Here is a 23,513-nt window from a genome sequence, read left to right as displayed (position 1 = left end):
CCTCTAGAGCTGAAGGGGGGCGGGACGGTCGCGGCGCAATTTCGTGACAATTCGCGCCGGAATCGAGACAATCGCTTACGTGGGACTCCAACCTTCGTCAAGTGTACCGATTGTCACCGAGACAAGCTGGACGCCGGGTCTCGAGGGCCGTCGGGGGCCGCTGTACCGGGTGATCGCCGACGCGCTGGCCGAGGATCGCGACGCCGGGCGGCTCCTGCCGGGCACGCGCCTGCCCACGCACCGGGAGCTGGCCGAGCGGCTGGGGGTCACCGTGGGCACGGTGACGCGCGCGTATGGCGAGGCGGAGAAGCGGGGACTCGTGCGGGGCGAGGTGGGCCGGGGCACCTACGTGCGGGACAAGGCCTCGCCCACACACATGCCCAGGCCGGTCGAGGAGGGCTCGGCGGAGGAGGGCTCGCTGGTGGAGCTGAGCATCAACGCGCCCGCGACACCCGAGGGCGATCCGGCGAGCCAGGCGCTGCGCGCGTCGCTGGAGGAGCTGGGCCGCTCGCCCCGGCTGGCGGAGCTGCTCGCCTACCAGCCCCCCGCGGGGGGGTTGAGACACCGCGAGGCGGGCGCGGCGTGGACGGGGCGCTTCGGGCTGTCGGTCCGGCCCGAGCAGGTGGTGGTGTGCGCCGGAGGCCAGCACGGCATGGAGGTGGCGCTCGCGGCGCTCACCCAGCCGGGCGACGTGCTCGCCACCGAGGCGCTCACCTACCCGGGCATCAAGGTGCTCGCGCGGCGCTTCCAGTTACGGATGCAGGGGCTGGCCATGGACGCGGATGGCCTCTTGCCGGACGCGCTGGAGGCGGCGTGCCGCGCGGGCTCGGTGCGCCTGCTCTACCTCCAGCCCACGTGCCACAACCCCACGGGCGCGGTGATGCCCGAGGCGCGGCGGCGCGAGGTGGCCGAGGTGGCGCGCCGCCATGGGGTGCTGGTGCTGGAGGACGACTCGTATGGGCTCCTGCCCTCGGTGCGCCCGCCGCCGCTCGCGTGCTTCCTGCCCGAGTCGAGCTATTTCATCGCCGGGGTGAGCAAGCTGCTCACCCCGGGGCTGCGCATCGGCTACCTGGTGGGGCCGGCGCGGGCGCGCTGCGAGCGGCTCGCCGAGGAGGTGGGTCTGGCCTCGCTGATGACGACGCCGCTCATGGCCGAGGTGCTCTCGCGCTGGGTGGAGGACGGCACGGCGGACGCGCTCGTGGTGGCCCAGCGGCGCGAGGCGGGTGAGCGCCAGGCGCTGGCGCGCGAGGTGCTCGGCGCGGGGGTGCGCTGCCGGGCGTCGGTGCCGCTCTACCACCTGTGGCTCGGGCTGCCCGAGGGGCGGCGCAGCGAGGCCTTCACGGCACAGGCGCGGCGGCACGGGGTGTCGGTGACGAGCGCGGACCTGTTCGGCGTGGGGCCGGGGGTGGTGCCCGCGGCGGTGCGGGTGTGCATCGGCACGCCGCGCACGCGCGCGCTGCTGGAGCGCGGCCTGCGGCGCCTGCGCGAGGTGCTGGACGCCGGGAACGAGCCGCTCGCCGTGGTGTGATGCCTGATTTCTGATTTCCGGCGGAGCGGGACGCCGCCCGTCCCCTTCGCTTGACGGACCCGGTGCCCGGTGGTCTGTAGAAATCCGTGGGTACTCCAATGGACACGGCGCCGAGCATGCGACTGGCCGCGCTCGAGGCGGAGAACGCGCGGCTGCGCGAGGCACTGGCGTGGGCGGAGGCCAATGGGACGTGGGTCGGGCCTCCCGGGGAGGGCATCGACCCGTCCGCCCTGGTACGGCTCGCGCCGAGGATCTCCTGGACGGCCGATGCCGAGGGCCGCATCACCGGCCTGCCCGAGAGCTGGGTGGAGCTGACGGGCATGGAGTGCGAGGCGGCGCTCGGAGATGGGTGGCTGCGCCTGGTGCACCCGGACGATCGCGCGTCGGTGTCCGCGGCGTGGGCGCGGGCCATCTCCTCCACGGGCTCCTTCGAGGCCGAGTACCGCATGCGCCTGACCCGGGGGCACTACCGCTGGATGCACACGCGCGCCCTGCCCCTGCGCGGCCCCACGGGGGACATCCTGCGCTGGCACGGCATGACGGAGGACGTGCACGAGCGGCGCGCCGCCGAGGACTCGCTGCGCGTGCTCAACGAGACGCTGGAGACGCGCGTGGCCGAGCGCACGCACGAGCTCGCCGCCGCCAACGCCCGGCTCCAGTCGGAGATCGCCGAGCGCGGACGCGCCGAGGAGGCCCTGCGCCACGCCCAGAAGATGGAGGCGGTGGGCCAGCTCACCGGCGGCATCGCGCACGACTTCAACAACCTGCTGTCCGGCATCCTCGGCTCGCTGTCGATTCTGCAGAAGCGGCTGGAGCTGGGCCAGGTGGATCAGGCCCCGCGCTACATCAACTCGGCCATGGCCTCGGTCAACCGCGCCGCGGCGCTCACCCACCGGCTGCTCGCCTTCTCGCGGCGCCAGCCGCTCGAGCCCCGGCCCGTGGAGGCCCACGCGCTCATCGTGTCTCTGGAGGAGCTGATGCGCCGGACGATCGGCCCCTCCATCCAGCTCGAGGTGCGCCCGGCCGAGGGGCTCTGGCACACGCTGTGCGATCCGCACCAGCTGGAGAACGCGCTGCTCAACCTCGTCATCAACGCGAGAGATGCCATGCCGTCCGGGGGGCGGCTGACGCTGGAGACGGAGAACACCCGGCTGGAGGCGGGCGACACCACGGCGCCGAGGGACCTGGCGCCGGGCGCCTACGTGCGCATCCGCGTGACGGACACGGGCAGTGGCATGCCGCCGGATGTCATCGCCCGGGCGTTCGAGCCCTTCTTCACCACCAAGCCGCTGGGCCAGGGCACGGGCCTGGGGCTGTCGATGATCTACGGCTTCGCCAAGCAGTCCGAGGGCCACGTGCGCATCGACAGCGAGGTGGGCCGGGGCACGAGCGTGACGCTCTTCCTGCCGCGCTTCGTGGGCGAGGCGCCCGAGGAGGGGGCGGTGGCAGGGGCGCCGGTGGCGGCGCGGGCCGAGGGCGAGACGGTGCTCGTCGTCGAGGACGAGCCGCTGTTGCGCGAGCTGGTGCTGGAGATCCTCGGGGAGTTGGGCTACCGGACGATCGAGGCGGCGGATGGGCCCGAGGGGCTCAAGGTGGTGCAGTCGAAGAAGCGCATTGACCTGCTCGTCACGGACATCGGGTTGCCGGGGCTCAATGGGCGGCAACTGGCGGACGCCGCGCGCGAGCTGCGCCCGGGGCTCAAGGTGCTCTTCATGACGGGCTACGCGGAGAACGCGGTGTTCGGCACGGGCTACCTGGACTCGGGCATGCAGATGATCACCAAGCCCTTCGATCCGGACGCGCTCGCCACGCGCGTGCGGGAGATGTTCGAGGGCTGAGCCGTCCCACCCGACCTCGGATGTCGGACGGCCGGGTAGACTGGAGGAGTGGGGAAGAGCACGGCCCCACGGGTGTTGAATCCTCCAGGAGGCGCGGCGCATGGGACAGGGGTTGAAGATGGGGCGGGGCAAGAAGCCGGCGACGTACGCGGATATCGAGGCCCTGCCGGAGGGGTGGGTGGGCGAGTTGCTGGAGGACGAGCTCTTGGCCTCGCCTCGGCCCGCGGTGGGCCATGCGCACTGCGCCTTCTTGCTGGGTGTCGAGCTGGGAGGCCCCTTTTCCCTCGGACGCGGAGGGCCGGGGGGCTGGTGGTTCTTGGATGAGCCCGAGTTGCACCTGGGGCGGGATGTGCTCGTGCCGGACCTGGCGGGCTGGCGCCGCGAGCGCATGCCCCAGCCGCCTTCCGCGCGAGAGCCCTTCGTTCCGCTCGCGCCGGACTGGGTTTGCGAGGTGCTGTCGCCCTCCACGGCGCGGTTGGATCGGCACCGCAAGCTTCCCGTGTACTTCCGCGAGGGCGTGAGTCATGCGTGGCTCATCGATCCGCTCGCGCGCACGCTGGAGGTCTTCCGGAGGGATGCCGAGGGTTTTGTCCGGACGGAGACCCACGCGGGAGACGTGCCGGTGCGCGCCGAGCCTTTCGAGGCGGTGGTGCTCGGGTTGGGCTTGCTCTGGCTGGTTCCCTGAGTGGTGCTTGCCCCACTGTGGGGGAGAACGTTCCCTAACGGACGCGCCCGCCCTCGCCTCCATCCGCGGCTGGGCACCCGGGGCGCCGCCCCCTGTATGAGGGGAGGACTCCCCGGGACGTAGGAGACTCCTACCCTCGGGGTCCCTTCCACTCCGGGGACTGATTGAGATGCACCCGCCTTCCTTCCTCCCGCCCGTGACCTGGAGCCCCGCGTGAACGCCGCCGTGGCCCTCACGGTGGGGCTGCTCTTCGGCGTGGGCGTGATGCTCACGCTCAAGCGGGACCTGGTGCGCATGGCCGCGGGGGGGCTCTTGCTCACCAACTCGGCCATCCTCTTCATCCTCTCCACGGGCTTTCCCGAGCGCGGCGAGCCCCTGCACGGGGACGGCGCCACTCCGGTGATGACGGATCCGCTCGCCCAGTCCCTGGCGCTCACCGCCATCGTCATCGGCTTCGCCACCTCGGCGCTGCTGCTGGCGTTCGTCTACCGGATGCACGAGCAGCACGGCTCGTTGGACTTGCGCGACGTGGTGCACGCCGAGCTGGAGGAGGAGCAGTCTCACACCCAGGAGTCGCCCGAGCCGGAGGAGCGCTGATGCCGCTCGTGCTGCCCCTGGTGGGCGCGTGGGGGCTCGCCGCCGTGCTGTCCTTCCTGGACGGGCGCAAGAAGGCCGTGGCGGGCCTGGCGGTGGTGGGGATGGTGGGGGTGCTCGGCGCGAGCCTCGCCCTGCTGCCCGCGGCCCTGCACGGCCCCATGCCCGAGGTGGTCGCCGGAGGGTGGCCGGTGGGCATGGGCATCCGCCTGCGCGCGGATGCGCTGTCGGTGCTCTTCTGCGTGGTGACCAACGCGGTGCTCGCCGGGGCGCTGGGGTGCGAGCTGCTCGAGGGCATCGGCACGCGCAGCTTTCCGGCGCTGGTGCTCTTCCTCGCCGCGGGGCTCAACGGGGCGTTCCTCACCGCGGACGCGTTCAACTTCTACGTCTTCTTCGAGCTGTCCATGGGCGCGGCCTTCGCGCTGGCGAGCTACGGCCGGGGGGCCCCGGCGCTGCGCGCGGGCTTCACCTTCGTGGTGGTGAACCTCATGGGCTCGGTGCTCTTCCTCACGGCGGTGGTGATGCTCTACCAGGCCACGGGGACGCTGGACATGGGCGGCATCGCCGAGTGGGTGGCCAGTCCCCACACGCGCCGGCTCGAGGTGCCGGGGGCGTTGCTGCTCAGCGCCTTCGGGGTGAAGCTGGGGCTCTTCCCGTTCCACTTCTGGGCGCCGGCGGTGTACCGGGGCGTGAGCACCTCCATCGCCGCCATCTTCGCCGGGGCGCTGGTGAACATCGGCAGCTACGCGCTGGTGCGCCTGGGCCCAGGGGTGCTCGGCGACGCGCTCGCGCATGGCGCCGAGGTGCTGGCGGTGTTGGGCGGAGCGAGCCTCGTCTACGGCTCGCTGCTCGCGCTCGCGCGGCAGGTGCCCGCGGAGACCCTGGCGTACGCGTCCATCGCCCAGGCGGGCTACCTCTTCGCGGCGCTGGGGCTCGGGCCGGGGCCGGGCGTGGCGGCGGCGGTGCTGCTCGCGCTGTCGGGCTCGCTGGACAAGGCGGTGTTGTTCCTCGCCATGGGGTTGCCGGGGACGCGCTCGCGCGCGGCCTTCGCGGCGGCGGCCTTCAGCTCCGCGGGCCTGCCCCTGTCGCTGGGCTTCCTCGCCAAGACGGAGCTCTTGCGCGCGGCGCTGCTCGGCGAGCGCTGGTGGCTGGCGGGCTTCGTCGTGCTCTCGAGCGTGTTGTCGCTGGTGGCGCTCGCGCGCACCTTCCAGCGCCTGTACTGGGCGGAGGCCCGCACGCGCGAGGCGCCTGGCCGGGCGGCGAGCGGGGTGGTGCTGGCGCTGGCGTTGGTGGGGGTGGGGGTGGGGGTGTGGCCCGAGCCGCTGCTCGCGGTGAGTGCCCGGGTGGCCGGGGCGCTCGCGGGGGGAGGGGGGCCATGAGGGGCTGGGTCATGCCCTGGGTGCTGCTCACCGGGGTGTTCGTGTTGATGGTGGGCCACGTGACGGTGGCGGATCTGGCGCTGGGGGGCGTGGTGTCGGCGGGGCTGCTCGCGTGGAGCGGGCGCTGGCTGCTGGACGGGCGCGCGCCGGGGGCGGTGGGGCCGAGGCGGCTGTGGGCCTTCGGGGTGCTGGTGGGCGCGGTGCTGGTGGACGTGGTGCGGGGCACCTGGAGCATGGGGTGGCTGATGCTCGGGCCCCGGCCGGGAGAGCGGCAGGGGGAGGTGGAGGTGGCGTTGGGGGAGCGCACGGACGGAGGGGCGCGGGTGTCGGCGCTGCTGGCGAGCATGTCACCGGGCTCGGTGCTGCTGGGCATCGACTGGGAGCGGCGGGTGATGCGCTTCCACCTGGCGGATGCCTCGCGGGCGGAGGAGTTCCGCGCGGGGCTGGAGCGGTTCTACCGGGAGCGCCAGCGGGCGGTGTTCCCCTGAAGCGGGAGGTGGCGAGCGCATGCACGACGTCGTCTTCTACGTGGCGCTGGTGTGGCTGATGGGGCTGCTCGGCGTGTTGGTGGTGGTGTCGGCGCGGGCGCGCTCGACGCTGGACGTGGTGCTGGCGCTGGACACGCTGGCGCTGGTGTTCGTGGCGGTGCTGGGGCTGTTCGGGGCCTGGCGTGGGGTGACGGGCTACCTGGACGCGGCGCTGGTGCTGGCGCTCGTGTCCTACGTGCAGACGGTGGCGGCCACGCGGCACCACGCGGCGCACGAGGCGGGGCCGCGATGAGGGCCGAGGCGCTCAAGTGGGTGGCGGACGCGCTGGTGCTCTTGGGGCTCGTGGCGGTGACGGTGTCGGTGGTGGGCATCATCCGCCTGCCGGGCATCCTGATGCGGGTGCACGCGGCGGGGCAGGCGGTGTTCGTGGGCGTCGTCATCATCCTGATGGGGGCGGTGGGCTCGGGGCAGTGGCCGCTCATGGGCCGCGCGCTGCTGGTGGCGGTGTTCCTGATGCTCACCGCGCCCATGTCCGCGCACTCCATCGCCCGCGCGGCGGCGCGCGAGCAGGGGGAGGCCGTGGCGGAGGAAGTCGACGCGGGGGAGTGAGGGGCGCGCTGGGCTTGATCCGGTTACGTGGCTCTCCCGCAGTTTGTGTGCATGCCCCGGGCATTCGGCTGGCCGCACTGGAGAAGCTTGCCTGCCTGCGGTGGGTGGAGCACATAAAGTGAGGGAGAGCCACAAAAACGGATCAGGCCCACTGACGGCTCAGCCTTGGGCGCGGGCACGCGTCACCAGCTTCCACACGCCAAAGTAGAAGAGCGAACAGAGGAGCCAATTCAGCACCAGCAGCAGCATATCCAACTTATGGCTTTGGCACCAACGTCGGAATCGATGCGAAGCTCCGCGGATCATGCGCGACGACGATGGTCATCTCCGGGTATCGCGCTGATATCGCGGCCATATGCGCGAGGTTCTCACGAACGAGCCGAGGCTCGACATCTGCGAGGCGCTGCGTGAGCGGGCGCTCCTCCTGCTCGGTGACGCCCTCCAATTGCCAGGCGAGGTCTCCGATAAAGGCGTAGCGCTTGTTGTCCGGAAGCGTCACGAAGACAATCACAGAGCCCGGCGAATGGCCGGGCGCCGGGACGATCACCACCGTGCCATCTCCGTGGACATCATGGCTCTCCGCGAAGCCGAGATAGGGGTGCGCATCGAATCGATACTCTTCGAGATGCAGCGACTTGATGCTTCTTGCCGGGGCCGTGGTGAAGTCTTCACCTTGTACGAAGCTTCGTTCCGCGGGAGGTATCCAGACAGGCACTTCGGGAAAATCCGCGGCGCCGCTGATGTGGTCCCAGTGGGAGTGGGTCAAAAGGATCGCGCGCAGCCGGGTCAGGTCATACCCGCTCGATTGGAGTTGCTCGCGCGCGGTCTTGTTCAGCGAGTATCGTGTCAGGAGCCGAAAGAAGAGAGGCAGCGTCGCGAGGTGCTGTGCGATATCCCGACCGAACCCGGTGTCGATCAAGAGATCACCCTTGGGGTGCTTGATCAGGGTCGCGGTCATGGAGAACTCTCGCGGCTCGAAGAGAGAGCCACCGCGATACCCAAAGGACGCGCTGCGGTAGGTGGCGCCGGTCGGAAGCTGGGCAATCGACATCTCGGAAGGCGCGGAAGCCGGCGGGAGCGCGCCGATCTCGAAGGTCTTCGATACGGAGAACGGCGACGCACGATAGGTAGACAAGAGCCCCAGCGGCAGCAGATAGAGCGAGAGAGAGAGCGCTCGCAGGGGACGAGAGAACGAGCGCAGAAAAGAAAAGCCAGCGACGCAGGCACCGCCAATCAGAGCGCCAGGAATGACCAGCCATGAGGTCGGTCCGTGAGCGCTCAAGAACAAAATCCATACCGCGAGCAGGACCGGCGCGACGCACGTCAGGAGCCATTTCATCGGGGATTGCCTGGAGCCTCGGCGCATAGGCGGAGGCGATGCGCTGCTCTCGCGAGCGGTCGGAGAGGTCATCTACGTGGAGCGCGGGTCCGAAGACATGAACAACTTTGTCCCGGATGCCCGCGCGAGCCCAGGAAAAAAGGAGACCGGTTGAAGGGGCTGGCTGGAGCGCAGGGGCCGAGAAGGGCCGCTGACGGGACAGCGAGTAAGCACGATAATGGGTGCCTGCTCTGCTGCTGGGCAGCAGCGCCAGCACAGGAACCCGGCCCGGGATGTATAGCGGCGGGAGGTGGGCAGCCCCCGCCATGTTGCACGTATGTCGCAGGAGTGTGCGGAATGGGCCGGACCGGGGCGGGACAGGAGGGGACGCGGCGGGATACCGATTCCCAAGCTTCGACCCTCGACATGTCCGAGCCCGGGCTCGCGCGGGCTCAGCTCGCGCGCAGGTCGAGGGGCAGGTCGCGCAGCCTGCGGCCGGTGGCGTTGTAGACGGCGTTGGCGATAGCGGCGGCGACGCCCGTGATGCCAATCTCTCCCACCGACTTGATGCCGAGCGGGGCCGTGGATGGGTCCGGCTCGCCCACGAACAGGACCTCGATCCGCGGCACATCCGCCTGCACGGGGACGAGGTACTCGCCCAGGTCCCCGTTCACGACGAGCGCCATGCGCGGGTCGACGTGCCCCGCCTCGGAGAGCGCCATGCCCAGCCCCATCGTCATGCCTCCGAGCAACTGGCTGCGCGCCGCCTGGGGGTTGAGGATCCGTCCGCGGTCAAACGCCCCGACCATGCGGCGCACGCGCACGGTGCCCAGCTCCTCGTCGACGGCGACCTCGACGAACTGCGCTCCCCAGCGCTCCTTGAAGGAGTTGAGGGGGCCCGAGCATCAGTGCCACCACGAGTTCTTCGCTCCGGCGTCGCCATTGGCCTGACACGCCCCGCGGAGAGGCTATCCTCGGAGTCCCAACGAAGCAGTCCAGGAGAAGCGTGATGAGCTACGTCGATGGATTCGTGGTGCCGGTGCCCGCGGGCAAGAAGGACGCCTACCGCAAGATGGCCGAGGAGGCCGCCGCGCTGTTCAAGGAGCACGGTGCCACGCACGTCGTCGAGTGCTGGGGGGACGAGGTGCCCGACGGCAAGGTGACCGACTTCAAGGGCGCGGTGAAGGCCGAGGCCGGGGAGGTGGTGGTCTTCTCGTGGATCTTCTGGTCCTCGAAGCAGGCGCGCGACGAGGGCAACGAGAAGATCATGAAGGACCCGCGCATGAAGATGGACATGAACTCCGTCTTCGACGGCAAGCGTATGATCTACGGCGGCTTCGACGTCCTCGTCGACGTGCGCTGAGTGTTCCCACCTGGAAACCCGGCCGAGCCGGGTTCGGCGTCGCCTCAAGCCGGCACTGGCGGCAACTCCGGCGCGCTCAAGCCCGCGAACGGATCCGCCCACGCCGGCAGCGCCATCAGCCGTTGGTGCCACCGGTCCACGGCTGGGTAGTCCGCGAGCGGCAGGCGCGCCACGTCGTTGAACGGCAGGAACACCGCCATGCGGAAGTCCGCATAGCTGAGCCCGCTCGGCAGCAGCCAGTCGCGGTCGCGCAGCTGGTCCTCGAGGATCGTGGCGCTCGCATGGAAATGCGACAGCCCTTCGTCCAGCGCGGCCTGGTTGAACGGTCCGAGGCCGTAGCGCGGTTTCGTACCCCGTTCGAAGTGCACCATGTCGCAGGCGCGCATGAAGTGGTCGCGCGCCCAACTGACCCACCGGATCATGCCGGGCAGGTCGTGGCCGGTGCGCCAAAAGTCCGACCCCACCATCTGCGACAGCCGACAGGCGATCGCATCCGCCTCCCACAGCGACCCGCCTTCCTCGGCCAGGATGGGCAGGCGCAGCGACGGGTTCAGGTGCCGGTACCGCTCGGCCTGGCCTGGCGCCAGCGGCTCCGCGAACTGGAAGCTGACGGGCGCCGCCAGATGCCGGGCCACGGCCACCGCGAGTCGCGGGTTGGGGTTGCGGGAGAAGTAGAGGGTCGTCGTCATGCGGGCGATGGAACCGATACCATGGACGCCGGGCCGTATGCGACCGGGGCACCCGCGTCAACGCCCCTGCCGGCGGCGGGGCCTCAGTCCTGCGCGGCCACCATGCGATCGCGGTCGTCCGCCGGCGGTTCGCTGGGCAGGAAGGGCTCCCGCTCGCCATCGCCCGCGTCCAGCGGCACGCCCGGCGGCGGACAACGGCTGGTTCGCCGCGCGGCCCTCGGGCACCGAGGACGTCTACAAAAGATGTGACGCAAGCCTTTCGAAGCTCACCTTGGCAGGCGTCCTCCGTGCGTGGTCATCGCGCAGCTTCTCGCATTCGCCTTCTGTAGCGCCCTGGTGGTTCGCCAGCCCAGACGCGGAACGCCTTGCTGAACGTCACCTCCGTCTCGTAGCCGACTTGCTCTGCAATCTGCGCGAGCCCGTCGTTGCTTGTGCACAGCAGTCCCGCTGCGAGGTGCATCCGACGGTGGGTGACGTAGGCCATGACGGTCTCGCCAACCAGACGGCGAAAGCGCTGTGCAAAGACCGTTCGTGAGAGCCCGACCGCACGAGCGAGGCGCTCGACGGTCCACGGCTCGGCAGCGCGAGCGTGCACGAGACTCAGGGCGCGGCCGATGGAAGGGTCGAGGAGCCCCCGCAGCCATCCGCTCGAGGGGGCATCCCGCTCCGAGGCGATGTACGCCCTCACCGCCTGCACGAAAAGAATGTCGGCGACACGCTCCGCGATGGTCAACGCACCAGGGGCCTCGGAGAACGCCTCGTCGATGAGGAGGCGAATGGCGTTTTCAAGCCACGACGGGCCTCGACCGTGCTCACCCGCAACGCGGATCAGCGGGGGAAGCACCTCGAGCACGGGGTTTCGGCGTCGGTCTTGAAACGCGAACACGCCCGAAATCACCCGAACGACCTCCCCTTTGGCCGAGCCGAACCGGATGGCAGCGGGACGGCCGGCCCGCTTTCCCGGCGCCCACGTCTCCACGACTCCGTTTTGCAGCAGAACCGACTTGAACGGTGTCACGGGCGCGGACGCCGATGACGACAGGGTATGAGCGTCGCCATGGGGAAGGACAACCAGATCGCCGGCTGCGAGCTCGGTGGGCTTCTTGTGTTCCATTCGCAGGACGCAGCGCCCTTCGATGACCACATGAAAGGGCGCGCCCCCCTCGAGCCGCTGCTTGCGCAAGCCCCATGGAGCGTGAAGCTCGAAGACACTCAAGACCGTGCTCTCGAGTCGCAGATCTCGGAGGATATCGCTGAGAAGATCCACGGCCCGTACGATGAGCGAAGAAATCGCTCGTCGCAAGCATTCTTCGTACTGGAGGCGGCTGCTACGAGAGAGGCGTGATCGACGCGCGACAGGAGCGCGCCGAGGCACACAACGAAGCGTCACAGATGCGCGGAGAGCGATAAATGAGCGGAGAGCGGAAGAGCGGCGTGCTGATCACGGGCGGCGGGTCGGGGATTGGGCTGGCAATGGCCGCGGAGTTTCTGAAGCGCGGATACGACGTCGCGATCTGCGGACGCGATCCGGAGAGATTGGCCGCCGCGAAGGGGAAGCATCCGGGGCTTCGCACGATGGAGGCTGACGTTGCTCGCTCCGAGGACCAGGCGAGGTTGGCTTCGTGGCTCGCGGCCGACCTGCCGCATCTCGGCGTCCTCGTGAACAACGCTGGCATCATGCATGCGTCAGACTTCCGCGGAAGCGTCGGGTTCGGCGAAATCCGGTCCGAGCTCGAGACGAACCTGCTCGCTCCCGTCGCACTGACGGCCGCGCTGCTTCCGATGCTCGTTCGCAACGAGAAGCCCACGGTCGTGAACGTTACCTCCGGTCTCGCGTTCTGCCCCTCGGCTGAGTTTCCCGTGTACTGCGCGACGAAGGCCGCGCTGCATTCCTTCACCCTCAGCCTGCGGCATCAACTGACGGGGCGCGTCCGTGTGGTTGAGATCGCGCCGCCCATCGTCGCGACCGGACTCGACAAGAGGAGCCAGGCTCGGCGTCCCGCGGAGGGATCTGGACCGCCCGTCCTCTCCGCCGAGACCTTCGCGAGCGAGGCGGTGCAGCGCTTCGAACAAGGTGAAGCCGAGATCGTCATCGGTGTGGCGAACGGGCTGAGGCAGCGCGGCGAAGCGTTGTTTGCCGACATGAACCCGTAGGTGCGGATCGTGAAGCTCGAGAAGAGCCGTAAGGGCGGGTTGGCGGTGGTCTAGTCGACGGGGCGGCCGACGAACTCGGACAGGGACTGGCCCTCGACGGACTCCAAGAGGAGCACGGGCCGCTCCTGGAGCAGCTCGTAGGAGTGGGCCCGCGAGACGCCGCGCACGTCGCGCAGACGCTGGAGGATGCCGAACTCGCGGCGGTAGCGCTCGATGGCCTGGGGATCCGGCGCCGAGGACAGCGGCGTCTTGAGGACGAGGGGCGTGCGGTGGGCATCGCTCGCAAGAGCGACCTGGAGCGGGAGTGCTCCCCCTGCCCGGCCCGTCCTGGTATGGACTTCCCCACTCGAGGAGGAGCGCGATGAAGGCAGCGGTCTACGACGTGGCGGGCGGCCCGGAGGTCTTGCGATACGCGGAGATCGAGGACCCGGTCTGCGCCGACGAGGGCGTGGTGATCGAGGTGGAGGCGATCTCGATCGAGGGAGGCGACCTCATCCACCGCGCGATGATGCCCCCGCCCCACCCCGCCTATGTGGTCGGCTACGCGGCGGCGGGAAGGATCGTCGCGGTCGGCGGAGCGGTGCGCCATCGCCGCGTGGGCCAGCGGGTGACGAGCTTCGACATGGCCGGCTCCCACGCCGCCCTGCGCGCCGTGCCGGCCGCCCAGACCTGGCTCGTGCCCGAGGGGCTCGACGCCGCGGCGGCCGCCGCGCTGCCCATCTCGTTCGGCACGGCCCACCATTGCCTGTTCGCCCGGGGCGCGCTGCGCTCGGGCCAGACGGTGTTGGTCCAGGCCGGTGCGGGAGGCGTCGGACTCGCGGCGATCCAACTCGCCCACCAGGCCGGGGCCCGGGTGCTGGCGACGGTGTCGGGCGAGACACGGGCAGCGCGCCTGCGGGAGCTCGGCCTCGCGCACGCCATCGATCATCGGAAGGAGGACGTGGCCGCGGAGGTCAAACGCCTGACGGACGGACTGGGCGCGGACCTGGTCGTCGATCCGGTGGGCAGTACCCTGGCCGTGTCCCTGGCCGCCTTGAAGCCCGAGGGCCGATTGGTGTTCGTTGGCAATGCCGGAGGCTCCGCGCTGACGCTCGATCTCTGGCCGGCGCTGCAAGCCAACCAGTCCCTGTTTGGCGTGTTCATGGGACCCCTGCTCACGCGGCCCGAGGTCTACCAGACGGTGGACATGCTCCTGCACGAGGCCGCCTCCGGCCGGCTCCCGGTGGAGATCGCCCGGCGTTTTCCCCTGGCCGAGGCGGTGGGGGCGCATCGCCATGCCCGGGAAGGGCAGGTGGTCGGCCGCGTGGTGATGATTCCCTGAGGTCCCGGGGTGGAGCGCACCCGGCACGCCGGACTATAGAGAGGGCATGGACCTGCCCGGGCTCTTCCCCTTCACCGAGGCCCAGAGCGGCCTCTTCTTCGGCCGCCGCCGAAAAGGTGTCCCCGAAAAGGTGTCGCCGTAAAAGTTCCAGCCCGGTGAAGAGCAGGTGCGTGGTGCCGTCCGGCAGCGGGCGCTTCATTCGGTAGGCGATGCGGCCGTCCTCCGCTCGTGACAAACGCTCCAGCGCCAGCGCACCGCGCGCCCCGTAGCGGCACAGCCGCTCCACATCCCATTCGCAGACTACGACACATGCAGGACCTGTTTCGGGCTGCGTGACCATCACCCTGCCGACTCATCCGCTCCAGGGCGTGCAGTTGCCGTTCATCCGCACCGCCCGTAGCCAGGACGGCAGGCGGTACATCGACGTAGAGTACCCACCTGGCTGGTGTATGAGGCTTCCCATCGAGTGGACGGACCGCTCCTCGCCTCAGGTTCCACCCAGCATTGACGGTCGTGAGGTTCGCCTCGGCATTTCCGACCTACTCAAGCTCGCTGATGCCGTAGAGGTGGCACTTCGCCAGGAGCATGCCCCGCCGCCTGCTTATGACTCCGCAGCTGAGCATAGCTTTGTCCATGTCACCTCCTCCAACCCCTCAACCCGCATTGCCTTGGTCAACACTGCCCGCGGCAATCCGACAAGACCTCCTCAGAGCGTGGACAACCCTCCTGCACAAAATGCTTCGCGCCGAGGCCGCAAGCGCGGAGGAATGCGATGAACGAGAAGATTCGAGCAACCCATCTGGAGCGGCGCGCGATTGTCTACCTGCGACAGTCCACACTCAAGCAGGTCCACGAACACCATGAATCCACCGCTCGCCAGTATGCCCTGCAACAGCGGGCATTGGAGCTGGGTTGGCCGACCGAGCGGATAGATACCTTGGATGAGGACCTGGGCCAGGGTGGTGCAAGTGCGAGCTGGCGTGCAGGGTTCCAACGGCTGGCCGAGGATGTCGCACGCGGACGAGTGGGCGCCATCTTCTCCCTGGAGGTTTCGCGCCTGGCCTGCTCCTCAGCGGACTGGCACCGCCTGCTCGAACTGTGCGCCCTGGCCGATGTCCTCATCGCAGACGAGGACTCGGTCTACAGCCCTCGGGATTATAATGACCGCTTGTTGCTCGGTCTCAAAGGGACCATGAGCGAGGCCAAGCAGTACTGGATGCGCCTGCGCCTGCAGGGGGGCAGGCTCTCCAAGGCCAGGCGGGGCGAGCTCTTTCTCCCGCCACCAGTCGGCTACCAGTGGGATGAAGCAACTCACCGCTTGCGCCTCGACCCCGACGAGCAGGTCCAACGCATGGTGCGCCTGGTCTTCGAGCGCTTCCGCGTGGAGGGCAGCGCCTTCTCGGTCATGCGTTACTTCGAGAGAAATGGGTTGATGATGCCTGTTCGAGATCAACGCATGCATCAGGTGCGCTGGGGCCCTGCACGTCATGGCACCCTCCTCCAAATGCTTCACAATCCCGCATACGCGGGTGCCTACGTCTTTGGCCGTCGCGAGGAGCAACTAGCGTTGGTGGATGGCCAGTTGAAGCGACGACGCATCACCCGGATGCCGAAGGAAGAATGGAAGGTATGCCTGCGCGACCACCACCCAGCATACATTCCCTGGGAGGAGTACCAAGCCAACCAGAAGAAGCTCCATGAAAACCGCTCCAACTCCAAGTTGCCAGACCAACGTGGTGCTGCCCGGGAAGGGCACGCGCTGCTGCAAGGACTTGTGCTGTGTGGGCAGTGTGGCCACCGCATGCAGACGCGCTACCATGGCCTACGACGCCATGCGTACTACGAGTGCCGTAGTCCCACGCCAGAAGGTGGCGACAAGAGCATGTGCTGGATGGTCGCAGCAGCAGCGATTGATGAGGCCATTGCCAGGCTCTTTCTCGAGGTAACCCAGCCCCCAGAAATCGAACTCGGGCTCGCCGTTGCCCGAGAGGTGGAACGCCAGGTGGGCGAGGTCCATCACCAATGGAAGTTGCGCTTGGAGCGTGTCCGCTATGAGGCTCAACTGGCGGAGCGACGCTATAAGGCCATTGACCCAGACAACCGTGTCGTGGCCCGGACCCTTGAGCGCGAGTGGAACGACCGTCTTCGCGAACTCGAAGAGACTGAGCACGAGTACCAGGCGGTTCTCCAGCGCGAGAAGCTCGAACTGACGGACAGGGACCGGGCGAAAATCCTTGCTCTCGCCAAAGACCTGCCTCGCGTCTGGCATGCGAAGAGCACGACCCATGCAGAGCGCAAGAATCTCCTCCGCATCCTGGTGCGGGAGGTAACGCTGAACCCAATCGAAGTGCCCGAGCGGACGACGCGTATTCAGGTGGTCTGGCAGACGGGGGCAGTCAGTGACTTCAGCGTTCCACGCCGTACTCGATTCGATGCAAGGAAGACCTCCGCCGAGGCTATCGAGAGCATTCGCATGCTCTTCGAAGAGAAGAAGAGCGATGACGAGATCGCGGCCGAACTCAATCGGCGCGGCCTGCGCTCCGGAGTCGAGCGTCCGTGGGATGCGAAGGCAGTGAGTTGGGTCCGCTGGCGCCACGGTCTACATCGCTTGCCCTCGGCACCGCAGGCGGGGCGGCAGCCCACTCGCCGAGCCGATGGCCTCTACTCGGTGCGCGGGGTGGCTGAACATTTCAATGTTACAAAATGGATGGTATATTACTGGATAAAAGAGGGCTGGCTCAAGGGCGTCGAGGGCGGCGGGATGGGGCGCTGCTGGTGGTTCAAGCTGGACAGCCAGACAATCAAGCGCCTGACTGATGCCAAGGCCCGAGGGTATGGACCAGGTGGGCGCAGCCATTCCAAAGCCCATCTCCAGGAAGAGGGGCATTATGCATAGCGCACCCAGCCCCTGCCTGTCGTTGGCATGGAGGTGCGTATTGGCATGCAGGGAGAAGCCCTCCAGGAAGGCGCACCGGGGCTGCTTGCTGGGAGGAGGCCGGACGTCCACCTCCGTCCAGCGCAGCCGCTGCTGCAGTGAGTGCGCCTGCACCCTGGCCTGCTCACGCAAGGTGGAGTCCTCCATGCTCGGGCTCCGGTACGAGCCCCCTCGGGCATGGCCCTGCGCAACGAGGAGCCTGGCCCTCCGGCCGTGGCACACTTCGAGGGAGGCCTGGAGGTGCGCTCGGTACAGGGCACGCCACCCAGGGTGGACGCGGTTCCCGAGGACGTGCTGGGTGCCGCGGGAATCCCGGTGCCGGGCAGGCGGGTGAACGCCACCACGGGAACGCTCCCCAGTTGTTTCTCGTCCCGCGCAGGCGCCGCCCCCCCTGTATGGTTGGCCGTCCCGCGTCCTATCCTCTGGGGCTGCTACACCTGGGGGTGGCCAATGTTCATGGCGGAGCAGCACCGAAGTCCTGAGGCGGGGGAGGGCAGCGATACGCAGGTCGAAGCTCGGCGGCGGGGCCCGCCACCGTGGGCGTCGGCCGGGGCCCTCTGGCTCATTGTCCTGATTTTCCATGCGGCCTGCGCGTCGCAGGGGCCCGCGTCAAGCAGGGCAGCCAGCGACGGCCGGGCAAGAGACGAGGCCGCGGAGAGCGAGGCGCGAGCGGCGCCAAGGGAGCTGCAGCCGGTGCTGGTTGTGTACGCAGCCGAGGTGGAGGCGCACGGCAGGACGCGGGTGGTGGCTGTCACGCGGGAGGAGTACCAGCGCGCGGTGGCACAGCTCCTCCAGCACCCCCAGGTGCACGGGACGCCCCAGGAGGTCGCCCAGGGGCTGCTCCAGGCCATGCCCGAGGAGGAGCTGCTGGCCGAGGTGTACCGGGACAAGGTCCTCACCCTGGTGCCCCTCAACGACAAGGGTTCGCTCGTCCCCGAGGCCGAGGCGGCTCTCAAGGCGAAGTACCTGCGGTGGTGTCAGCCACGCGGCGGCGGGGACTGCCTGGGCCTCTTCACGGACGGGCCCTACCTGCGCACGGATGACAGGCGCACCCTGGCGCTCGCGCTGGCCTTCGGCGGAGTGCTCGACGAGACGCGAGCGGCCCTCGGACGCGAGCTCAGCCCGCAGGCGCTGCTCTCCTCCCTGGTGTGGGCTGTCGGCCTGTACCTGGCGCTCTGGCTGCTACCCGAGCCGAGCACGAAGGCGGCCGCCGCCGCGCTCTCCGTGGTACTCCTGGCCTGGTTGGGCGTGGACGCCATGTGGGGCCTCATGGACGGGTGGGCCCGCATGGCGCACGCGGCGCACGAGGCCACTACGTTCGAGGAACTGCGCGACGCCGGCGAGGACTTCGGCAAGCGGATAGGAACGGACGCGGCCCGGGCCCTCATTCTCGCGGTAGCCACCCTCACCGGGCGGACGTTGGGCGAGGTGGTCACGCACGTGCGTTCGCTGCCCAAGTTCAACCAGGTGCAGGCGCAGTGGGCGGCCCAGGGCATGGAAGGCTCGGTAGCGGTGGCGATGGAGGAGGCGGCCGCGGTGGAGGTCGTGGTGGAGCAGAGCCGCGCCCTCGTCGTCCTCACCTCCCCGCAGGCGCCAGTGGCCATCAACGTCCTGACGAGGAGTGGCAGCTCGGGATCATCTGGAGGGCGCTCAGGCACCATCGCCATCCAGCACCGTGGTGGCAACAAGCAGGTCATCCTCAGCAGCGGCGAGCGGTGGCACCTGCCGCGAGGGAAGAGCTACAGGGACATTCCGGCGAAGGACCGGCTGGGCGACGAACTGCAGGCGGCCGTGAGAGAGGAGGCGGCGAAGTGGTCTCGGGCTATGCTGTCGGAAGACGAAGTTGCGGCAATCGACAGAATGCGGCGCCGCGGCCTGGAGCATCGTGCGAATCTCCTGGAGCGACAGGCTCGAGGGCGGTGGGTCGAGGCGCAGGTGAAGGACCGATTCCCGGGCTTGTCCTGGAACAGCCGCGGTGTAGACATCACCGGCCCGGGCGGTCAGAGCTACCATTACGAGATTTTGTCGGGCACTGAGTCCAACTTCGCGCTTCACGGGCGACGGATGGCGAGCACCTTCTTCCGCATGATCTTCTTCTGAGGTCCGTGTGACTCCGAACATCCACTACGAGAAGCGAGAGATCGTTGGTGAGCGGCTGGAGCTGCGCAAGGGCCCGTTCTACTGGCTCGGCCCCGATCTGACGCTGCGCGACTGCACGGTCATCATCAGTGCCGCGCGGCGCGCACTGAGCTTGGTATCAGGGCAGCTCGTCAACTGCACCATTCAGGCGAAGGGCCAGCTGAAGGGCCTGCCGTGGGCCACGATGAAGCTGAAGGGGTGCCGGTTCAAGGGTAGCTACACCGGCAATGACTTCGGCTTCCGCGAGGACGTGGACGAGAGGTGGAGGGCGGGTGGGATCGACGACTGCGACTTCTCCGAGGCGCAGCTGGAGGGGTGCCGCTTCTTCAATTGCGACATGGCTTCGATTCGGCTGCCGCGCTGGCCGTGCTTCACCTTCCTGGACGCACGCCGGCATGCGGCGGAGCTGGCGCGGCGCGCGTGGCCTGGGTCCTTTGACTCCGTCATCAGGACGGTATGCGATCCGCCAAAGGGCACGGTCGCGTCGGCGTGGCACGCGCCCACCATTGCGAAGAAGAGCGACACAACTGTCGAGGAACTGCGCGCGGCCCTCGAGGGGGCGCCTGGGATCTTCATGTAGGGCCCGGGTCTCGCCGGCGCAGGTACGAAAGAAAAACCCCGGCCCGAGGAGACCTCGGAGCCGGGGCGCGCATAAGAGGAATGGGGGAAATGTGGAGGGCAGAGGGGGGAGCAGAGGGGCAGAGGAAGGGCGCGGAGGGGAGCCCACGAGCTGTGAGCCATGCCGGTGCACTGTGGGTGGAGACCCCATGGGAACAGGCCTGCCAGGTCCGCCCTCCTTGGAGGGGGCGACAGGGGGTGTGGGCCTGAGGGCAGTGGCTGCTCGAGCCTCAACACCCCGCGGCCTGGGGTGGCCCTCGCGCTGGGGCCAGGCGCGCACCTGCAGGAGCGCGTCTCCCGCCTGGAGCGCGATGCCATCGCCGAGGCCCTGCGCACCTCCGGGGGAAAGAAGATCGTCACCGCGAAGCTGCTCGGCATCAGCCGCCCCACGCTGGACAAGAAGATCGAGGACTACGGCCTCACCGTGTCGCGACGGCGCGTATAAGGGCTTCGGCCTTTCCATTCCCGAGCCGCAAGGAGGTACAGACCATGCCGCAGATCTCCGCCGAGCAGGCGAAGCAGGAGCTCATCCCCCTCTTACACGCGTGGACCCGGGCCGTCGGCGCCAAGGATCATGCCTGGTTCGATCACCATGTCGATCCGAGCTGGAGCTACACCGATTACACGGGCGCGCAGCGGGGGATCGCGGACTACCTGCAGCTCATCCAGAACGTGAACTGGTACACCGAGGACTTCCAGCGGTTCGATGTCCGCATCGTCTCCGGCTCCGTCGCGCTCATCAACGGCGTCTACTTCGCGCGCGTGGACTTCCAGGGCTCGGGCCTGCTCGAGATAACCCTCGCCTTCAGCGCCGTCTGGGAGCAGCGCGGCGGCGTGTGGAAGGCGCTCCTGCACCACACGTCGAAGTTGGAATGAACAGGCGGGTTCAGCGCCGGAAATGACGAGCAGCGCGCCCAATGCCTGCATCCACGTGGGCCGCTCGCCTCGCACCAGCCACGCGGTGAGCGCCGCCACCACAGGCGCGCATAAGAGGAATGGGGGAAATGTGGAGGGCAGAGAGGGGAGCAGAGGGGCAGAGGAAGGCCGCGGAGGGGAGCCCACGAGTGGGCCTGAGGGCAGTGGCTGCTCGAGCCTCAACACCACGCGGCCTGGGGTGGCCCTCGCGCTGAGGCCAGGCGCGCACCTGCCATGGGCAATCCTCGCCGCCTGTCTCCACAGCTCACGCAGGCGAACACGTCGAAGTCGAACGTCTTCCTCAACAGTTGCGCCTGGTCCACTCATCGCGCGTGGAGTTGGAAGTCATTGGCGGATGCAACACCAGACAGCCGACCCATTCCAGTGTCCTGGTTGCACTGCATGGAAATGCATGATGGATTCCCTTCGCGGCATTCCGCCGCGAGTGGAGGAACCCCTCGATGCGCAATCGCCTGCTCGCAACCTGTTTGTCGCTCTCGCTCGCGGCTTGTGGAGGAACGGAAGCACCCACCACCACCAAAGACGCCCACTCCGCCCTCGCCGCGCTGCCCTCAGCGGAGATCATCGGCACGCACGAGGATGGTGTCCCCTTCATGATTCGCGGCGAACTCGGCTCGGTGGGCGGCTCCGTGCGGGGGCTCGCCGCGCGCGAAGTCCATGAGCGCGTCAGCAGCACGCTGGCCGCCGTCGCCCCCGTGTTCCACCTGCGCGCCGAGGATCTCGTCGTGCAGCGCGCCTCGCGCGACGAGCAGGGCCACACGCACATCCGCTATGCACAGGTGCGCAACGGCCTGCCCGTATTCGGCCACGAGCTCATCCTCCACGTGGATACGTCCGGCCGCGTCTATGCCGCCAACGGCTCGGCGCGCGACGGCGAGTCCGTCCCCAACCCCGAGGAGGCAAGGGTCTCACCCGAGGCCATCCAACGCGCCGCGCTCGACTCGACCCCGGGCGGCGTACGTGTGGAGGGCGAGCCCCGGCTCCTCTACGCCCGCTCCACCCGGGACCAGCGGCTGAAGCTGGCCTACGAGGTGCTGGTCACGGGTGAGCACCTCGGCACGCCCGTCCAGGAGCACGTCTTCCTGGACGCACTCGATGGCACTCCCGTCCTGCGTGACTCGGACATCCAGAACGCGCGCAGCCGCCGCGTCTACTCGGCGAACAACGGCACCTCGCTTCCCGGCACCTTGAAGCGGGCCGAGGGCGCCCCGCCCACGAGTGACGTCGTCGTGGACAAGACCTACGACAACCTCGGCATCACCTACGACTGCTACAACATCCTCTTCAACCGGCAGTCCTACGACGGCGCGGACGGGCAGCTTCGAGCCATCGTCCACTACAGCACGAACTACACCAACGCCTTCTGGGATGGGAGCCAGCTGGTGTGCGGCGACGGCGATGGCGTCACGACCGGCTCGCTCTGCATGGACATGGACATCATCACGCACGAGTTCACCCACGGGCTGATCAGCACCACGTCCAACCTCACCTCCTCGGGCGAGCCCGGCGGCCTCAACGAGAGCCTGTCCAACATCCTCGCCGCCGTCTGCGAGAGCTGGACGACGGGTACCTGGTCCACGGGCGCGGACATCTGGAAGATCGGCGAGGACACGTCCCTCGGCGGCACGGTCTACAGCATGGCCGACCCGGCCGCGCATGGAGCGCTCGACTACTACACGCCCCTGCCTTCCGACGTTCACGACCTCGCGGGCATCAGCGATCTGGCCTTCACGCTGCTGTCCAAGGGCGGCAAACACCCGCGCGGCAGGAGCACCCTCACCGTCACGGGCATTGGCGTCGAGAAGGCCGGGCGCCTCTTCTACAAGGCCAATACGGACTACTTCACCGCCAGCACCACGCTCGCCCAGGCGAAGACCTACACCGAGCTGGCCGCGGACGCCCTCTACGGTACGGGCTCGGGGATGAGGACCTCCGTCACCCAGGCATGGCAGGCGGTGGGCGTCGGGGTGGTCCCCGCGCCGTGCCCTCCGCTGGCCAACGGCACCGCGCTCACCGGCCTCTCAGGCGCCTCGGGCAGCGTGAGCTGCACCTATTCGATCTCCGTGCCAGTTGGCGCCACCCACCTGAAGGTGGAGACCTCCGGAGGCACGGGTGACGTGGACCTGTACGTCAAGTTCGGCTCGGCGCCGACCACGTCGTCGTTCGACTGCCGGCCCTATCTGGGCGGCAACACCGAGTCCTGCACCTTCCCCACGCCGAGTGCCGGCGTCTACTACATCATCCTGCGGAGCTTCTCCGCCTACTCGGGAGTCTCCCTCAAGGCATCGTTCACACCGCCCGTGGGCGCGTATGTCTTCCCGAACCTCTCGGGTGCCTCAATCTCCGAGCAGTTCTTCTCGTACAACGCGGCGGCCGGGCAGGCGGTGACCGTCACCGTGTCACCGGGCGAGGGAGGGAGTACGGGTAACGTCGACCTCTACGTGAAGTTCGGCTCGGCCCCCACCTCCACCGCGTACGACTGCCGCCCCTATCTCTCGGGCAACAGCGAGCGGTGTACTCTCACCCAGAGCCAGGCGGGCACGTACTACGTCATGCTCAAGGGGTACTCGGCCTACACGGGCGTCGATCTGACGATCTCCGTGCCCTGAGAAAGTCTGGCGGGCACCTCGCGCGGACGGGTGGCACTCGACAGCCGCTCCGGGATGCGCGCGACGAGCACGTCGATGGCGGCGCGCACCTTCGAGGGCAGGTGTTTGTTCTGCGGCCAGACGGCGTAGACTTCATTGCCGTAGCGGCGCTCCTCCTCCAGGACGAGGGCGAGCTGTCCGCCGCGCATAAGAGGAATGGGGGCAATGTCGAGGGCAGCGGGGGGAGCAGAGGGGCAGAGGAAGGCCTCGGAGGGGAGCCCACGAGGTGTGAGCCATGCCGGTGCACTCTGGGTGGAGCCCCCTTGGGGTA

General features: G+C 68.7%; 23 protein-coding genes and 1 pseudogene. 18 read left to right on the top strand and 6 right to left on the bottom strand.

Annotated features, from left to right (window positions below; translation table 11 throughout):
- Positions 1–169: 169 nt before the first annotated feature.
- The 8 genes from D187_RS05375 to D187_RS05340 all read left to right on the top strand — a co-directional run bounded on the left by D187_RS05375 (position 170) and on the right by D187_RS05340 (position 7,121).
- Positions 170–1,528, top strand: a complete 1,359-nt coding sequence (locus D187_RS05375) for an aminotransferase-like domain-containing protein (protein ID WP_245591615.1) — start codon at positions 170–172, stop codon at positions 1,526–1,528.
- A gap of 86 nt (positions 1,529–1,614) precedes the next feature.
- Positions 1,615–3,366 carry a PAS domain-containing hybrid sensor histidine kinase/response regulator family protein gene (locus D187_RS05370; RefSeq protein WP_211241465.1) on the top strand — a complete coding sequence of 584 codons (1,752 nt, stop codon included), beginning with the start codon at positions 1,615–1,617 and terminating at the stop codon, positions 3,364–3,366.
- Between the two features lie 100 nt (positions 3,367–3,466).
- Positions 3,467–4,051, top strand: coding sequence for a Uma2 family endonuclease (locus D187_RS05365; RefSeq protein WP_002621284.1), 585 nt, complete (start codon positions 3,467–3,469; stop codon positions 4,049–4,051).
- 213 nt (positions 4,052–4,264) lie between these two features.
- Entirely contained in the window at positions 4,265–4,648 is a 384-nt protein-coding gene (locus D187_RS05360; protein ID WP_002621283.1) for a sodium:proton antiporter, read from the top strand.
- Positions 4,648–6,024, top strand: coding sequence for a complex I subunit 5 family protein (locus D187_RS05355; RefSeq protein ID WP_002621282.1), 1,377 nt, complete (start codon positions 4,648–4,650; stop codon positions 6,022–6,024). Before D187_RS05360 ends, D187_RS05355 begins: the two co-directional genes overlap by 1 nt.
- On the top strand, positions 6,021–6,512 hold the full coding sequence (locus D187_RS05350) for a Na+/H+ antiporter subunit E (protein ID WP_081713571.1): 492 nt from the start codon (positions 6,021–6,023) through the stop codon (positions 6,510–6,512). Before D187_RS05355 ends, D187_RS05350 begins: the two co-directional genes overlap by 4 nt.
- A gap of 19 nt (positions 6,513–6,531) precedes the next feature.
- Positions 6,532–6,804: an MrpF/PhaF family protein gene (locus D187_RS05345; protein WP_002621280.1), complete on the top strand. Its 273-nt coding sequence runs from the start codon at positions 6,532–6,534 to the stop codon at positions 6,802–6,804.
- Entirely contained in the window at positions 6,801–7,121 is a 321-nt protein-coding gene (locus D187_RS05340) for a cation:proton antiporter (RefSeq protein ID WP_002621279.1), read from the top strand. The genes D187_RS05345 and D187_RS05340 overlap by 4 nt, the downstream gene beginning before the upstream one ends.
- 256 nt (positions 7,122–7,377) lie before the next feature.
- On the opposite strand, the gene D187_RS57460 is transcribed toward D187_RS05340, so the two are convergent.
- A complete protein-coding gene (locus D187_RS57460; RefSeq protein ID WP_245591614.1) occupies positions 7,378–8,460 on the bottom strand; it encodes an MBL fold metallo-hydrolase in 1,083 nt (360 codons plus the stop codon).
- 431 nt (positions 8,461–8,891) lie between these two features.
- On the bottom strand, positions 8,892–9,257 hold the full coding sequence (locus D187_RS05330) for a molybdopterin cofactor-binding domain-containing protein (protein WP_245591613.1): 366 nt from the start codon (positions 9,255–9,257) through the stop codon (positions 8,892–8,894).
- 191 nt (positions 9,258–9,448) lie between these two features.
- Between D187_RS05330 and D187_RS05325 the strand changes: the two genes are divergently transcribed.
- Positions 9,449–9,802, top strand: coding sequence for a DUF1428 domain-containing protein (locus D187_RS05325; RefSeq protein WP_002621275.1), 354 nt, complete (start codon positions 9,449–9,451; stop codon positions 9,800–9,802).
- A gap of 44 nt (positions 9,803–9,846) precedes the next feature.
- Here the strand turns inward: D187_RS05325 and D187_RS05320 are convergent, their stop codons facing one another.
- Positions 9,847–10,491: a glutathione S-transferase family protein gene (locus tag D187_RS05320; protein ID WP_002621274.1), complete on the bottom strand. Its 645-nt coding sequence runs from the start codon at positions 10,489–10,491 to the stop codon at positions 9,847–9,849.
- A 295-nt stretch (positions 10,492–10,786) separates the two neighbouring features.
- A complete protein-coding gene (locus D187_RS51580; RefSeq protein ID WP_002621273.1) occupies positions 10,787–11,794 on the bottom strand; it encodes an AraC family transcriptional regulator in 1,008 nt (335 codons plus the stop codon).
- Between the two features lie 107 nt (positions 11,795–11,901).
- On the opposite strand from D187_RS51580, the gene D187_RS05310 reads away from it, so the two are divergent.
- Entirely contained in the window at positions 11,902–12,645 is a 744-nt protein-coding gene (locus tag D187_RS05310) for an SDR family oxidoreductase (protein ID WP_043428486.1), read from the top strand.
- A gap of 361 nt (positions 12,646–13,006) precedes the next feature.
- Positions 13,007–13,966, top strand: coding sequence for a quinone oxidoreductase family protein (locus D187_RS05300; protein ID WP_002621270.1), 960 nt, complete (start codon positions 13,007–13,009; stop codon positions 13,964–13,966).
- Positions 13,967–14,153: 187 nt separating this feature from the next.
- Here D187_RS05300 and D187_RS54715 read toward each other — a convergent pair.
- Positions 14,154–14,306 (bottom strand): annotated as a pseudogene (locus D187_RS54715) (transposase); the annotation flags it as partial.
- On the opposite strand from D187_RS54715, the gene D187_RS59685 reads away from it, so the two are divergent.
- From D187_RS59685 to D187_RS05270, 7 genes are all read left to right on the top strand, one after another.
- A complete protein-coding gene (locus tag D187_RS59685) occupies positions 14,299–14,742 on the top strand; it encodes a DUF5372 family protein (RefSeq protein ID WP_497463183.1) in 444 nt (147 codons plus the stop codon). The pseudogene D187_RS54715 and the gene D187_RS59685 sit on opposite strands and share 8 nt — an antisense overlap.
- A complete protein-coding gene (locus tag D187_RS05295) occupies positions 14,739–16,862 on the top strand; it encodes a recombinase family protein (protein ID WP_002631655.1) in 2,124 nt (707 codons plus the stop codon). Before D187_RS59685 ends, D187_RS05295 begins: the two co-directional genes overlap by 4 nt.
- 495 nt (positions 16,863–17,357) lie before the next feature.
- Positions 17,358–19,001, top strand: a complete 1,644-nt coding sequence (gene sitA5, locus D187_RS49440; RefSeq protein ID WP_438356940.1) for a SitA5 family polymorphic toxin — start codon at positions 17,358–17,360, stop codon at positions 18,999–19,001.
- 7 nt (positions 19,002–19,008) lie between these two features.
- Entirely contained in the window at positions 19,009–19,620 is a 612-nt protein-coding gene (locus tag D187_RS05285) for a hypothetical protein (RefSeq protein WP_002631787.1), read from the top strand.
- A 288-nt stretch (positions 19,621–19,908) separates the two neighbouring features.
- A complete protein-coding gene (locus tag D187_RS05280) occupies positions 19,909–20,103 on the top strand; it encodes a helix-turn-helix domain-containing protein (protein ID WP_002631786.1) in 195 nt (64 codons plus the stop codon).
- 44 nt (positions 20,104–20,147) lie between these two features.
- Positions 20,148–20,534, top strand: coding sequence for a nuclear transport factor 2 family protein (locus D187_RS05275; RefSeq protein WP_002631785.1), 387 nt, complete (start codon positions 20,148–20,150; stop codon positions 20,532–20,534).
- Between the two features lie 500 nt (positions 20,535–21,034).
- Positions 21,035–23,203: a M4 family metallopeptidase gene (locus D187_RS05270; protein WP_002631784.1), complete on the top strand. Its 2,169-nt coding sequence runs from the start codon at positions 21,035–21,037 to the stop codon at positions 23,201–23,203.
- Here the strand turns inward: D187_RS05270 and D187_RS57455 are convergent.
- On the bottom strand, positions 23,167–23,391 hold the full coding sequence (locus tag D187_RS57455) for a type 2 periplasmic-binding domain-containing protein (protein WP_002631783.1): 225 nt from the start codon (positions 23,389–23,391) through the stop codon (positions 23,167–23,169). The genes D187_RS05270 and D187_RS57455 overlap by 37 nt on opposite strands.
- Positions 23,392–23,513 lie beyond the last annotated feature (122 nt).

Origin of the sequence: Cystobacter fuscus DSM 2262 (assembly GCF_000335475.2) — a bacterium.
Lineage (GTDB): Bacteria > Myxococcota > Myxococcia > Myxococcales > Myxococcaceae > Cystobacter > Cystobacter fuscus.
Note: the sequence above shows the minus strand (reverse complement) of the source record. Positions and strands in the feature narration are given on the sequence as shown.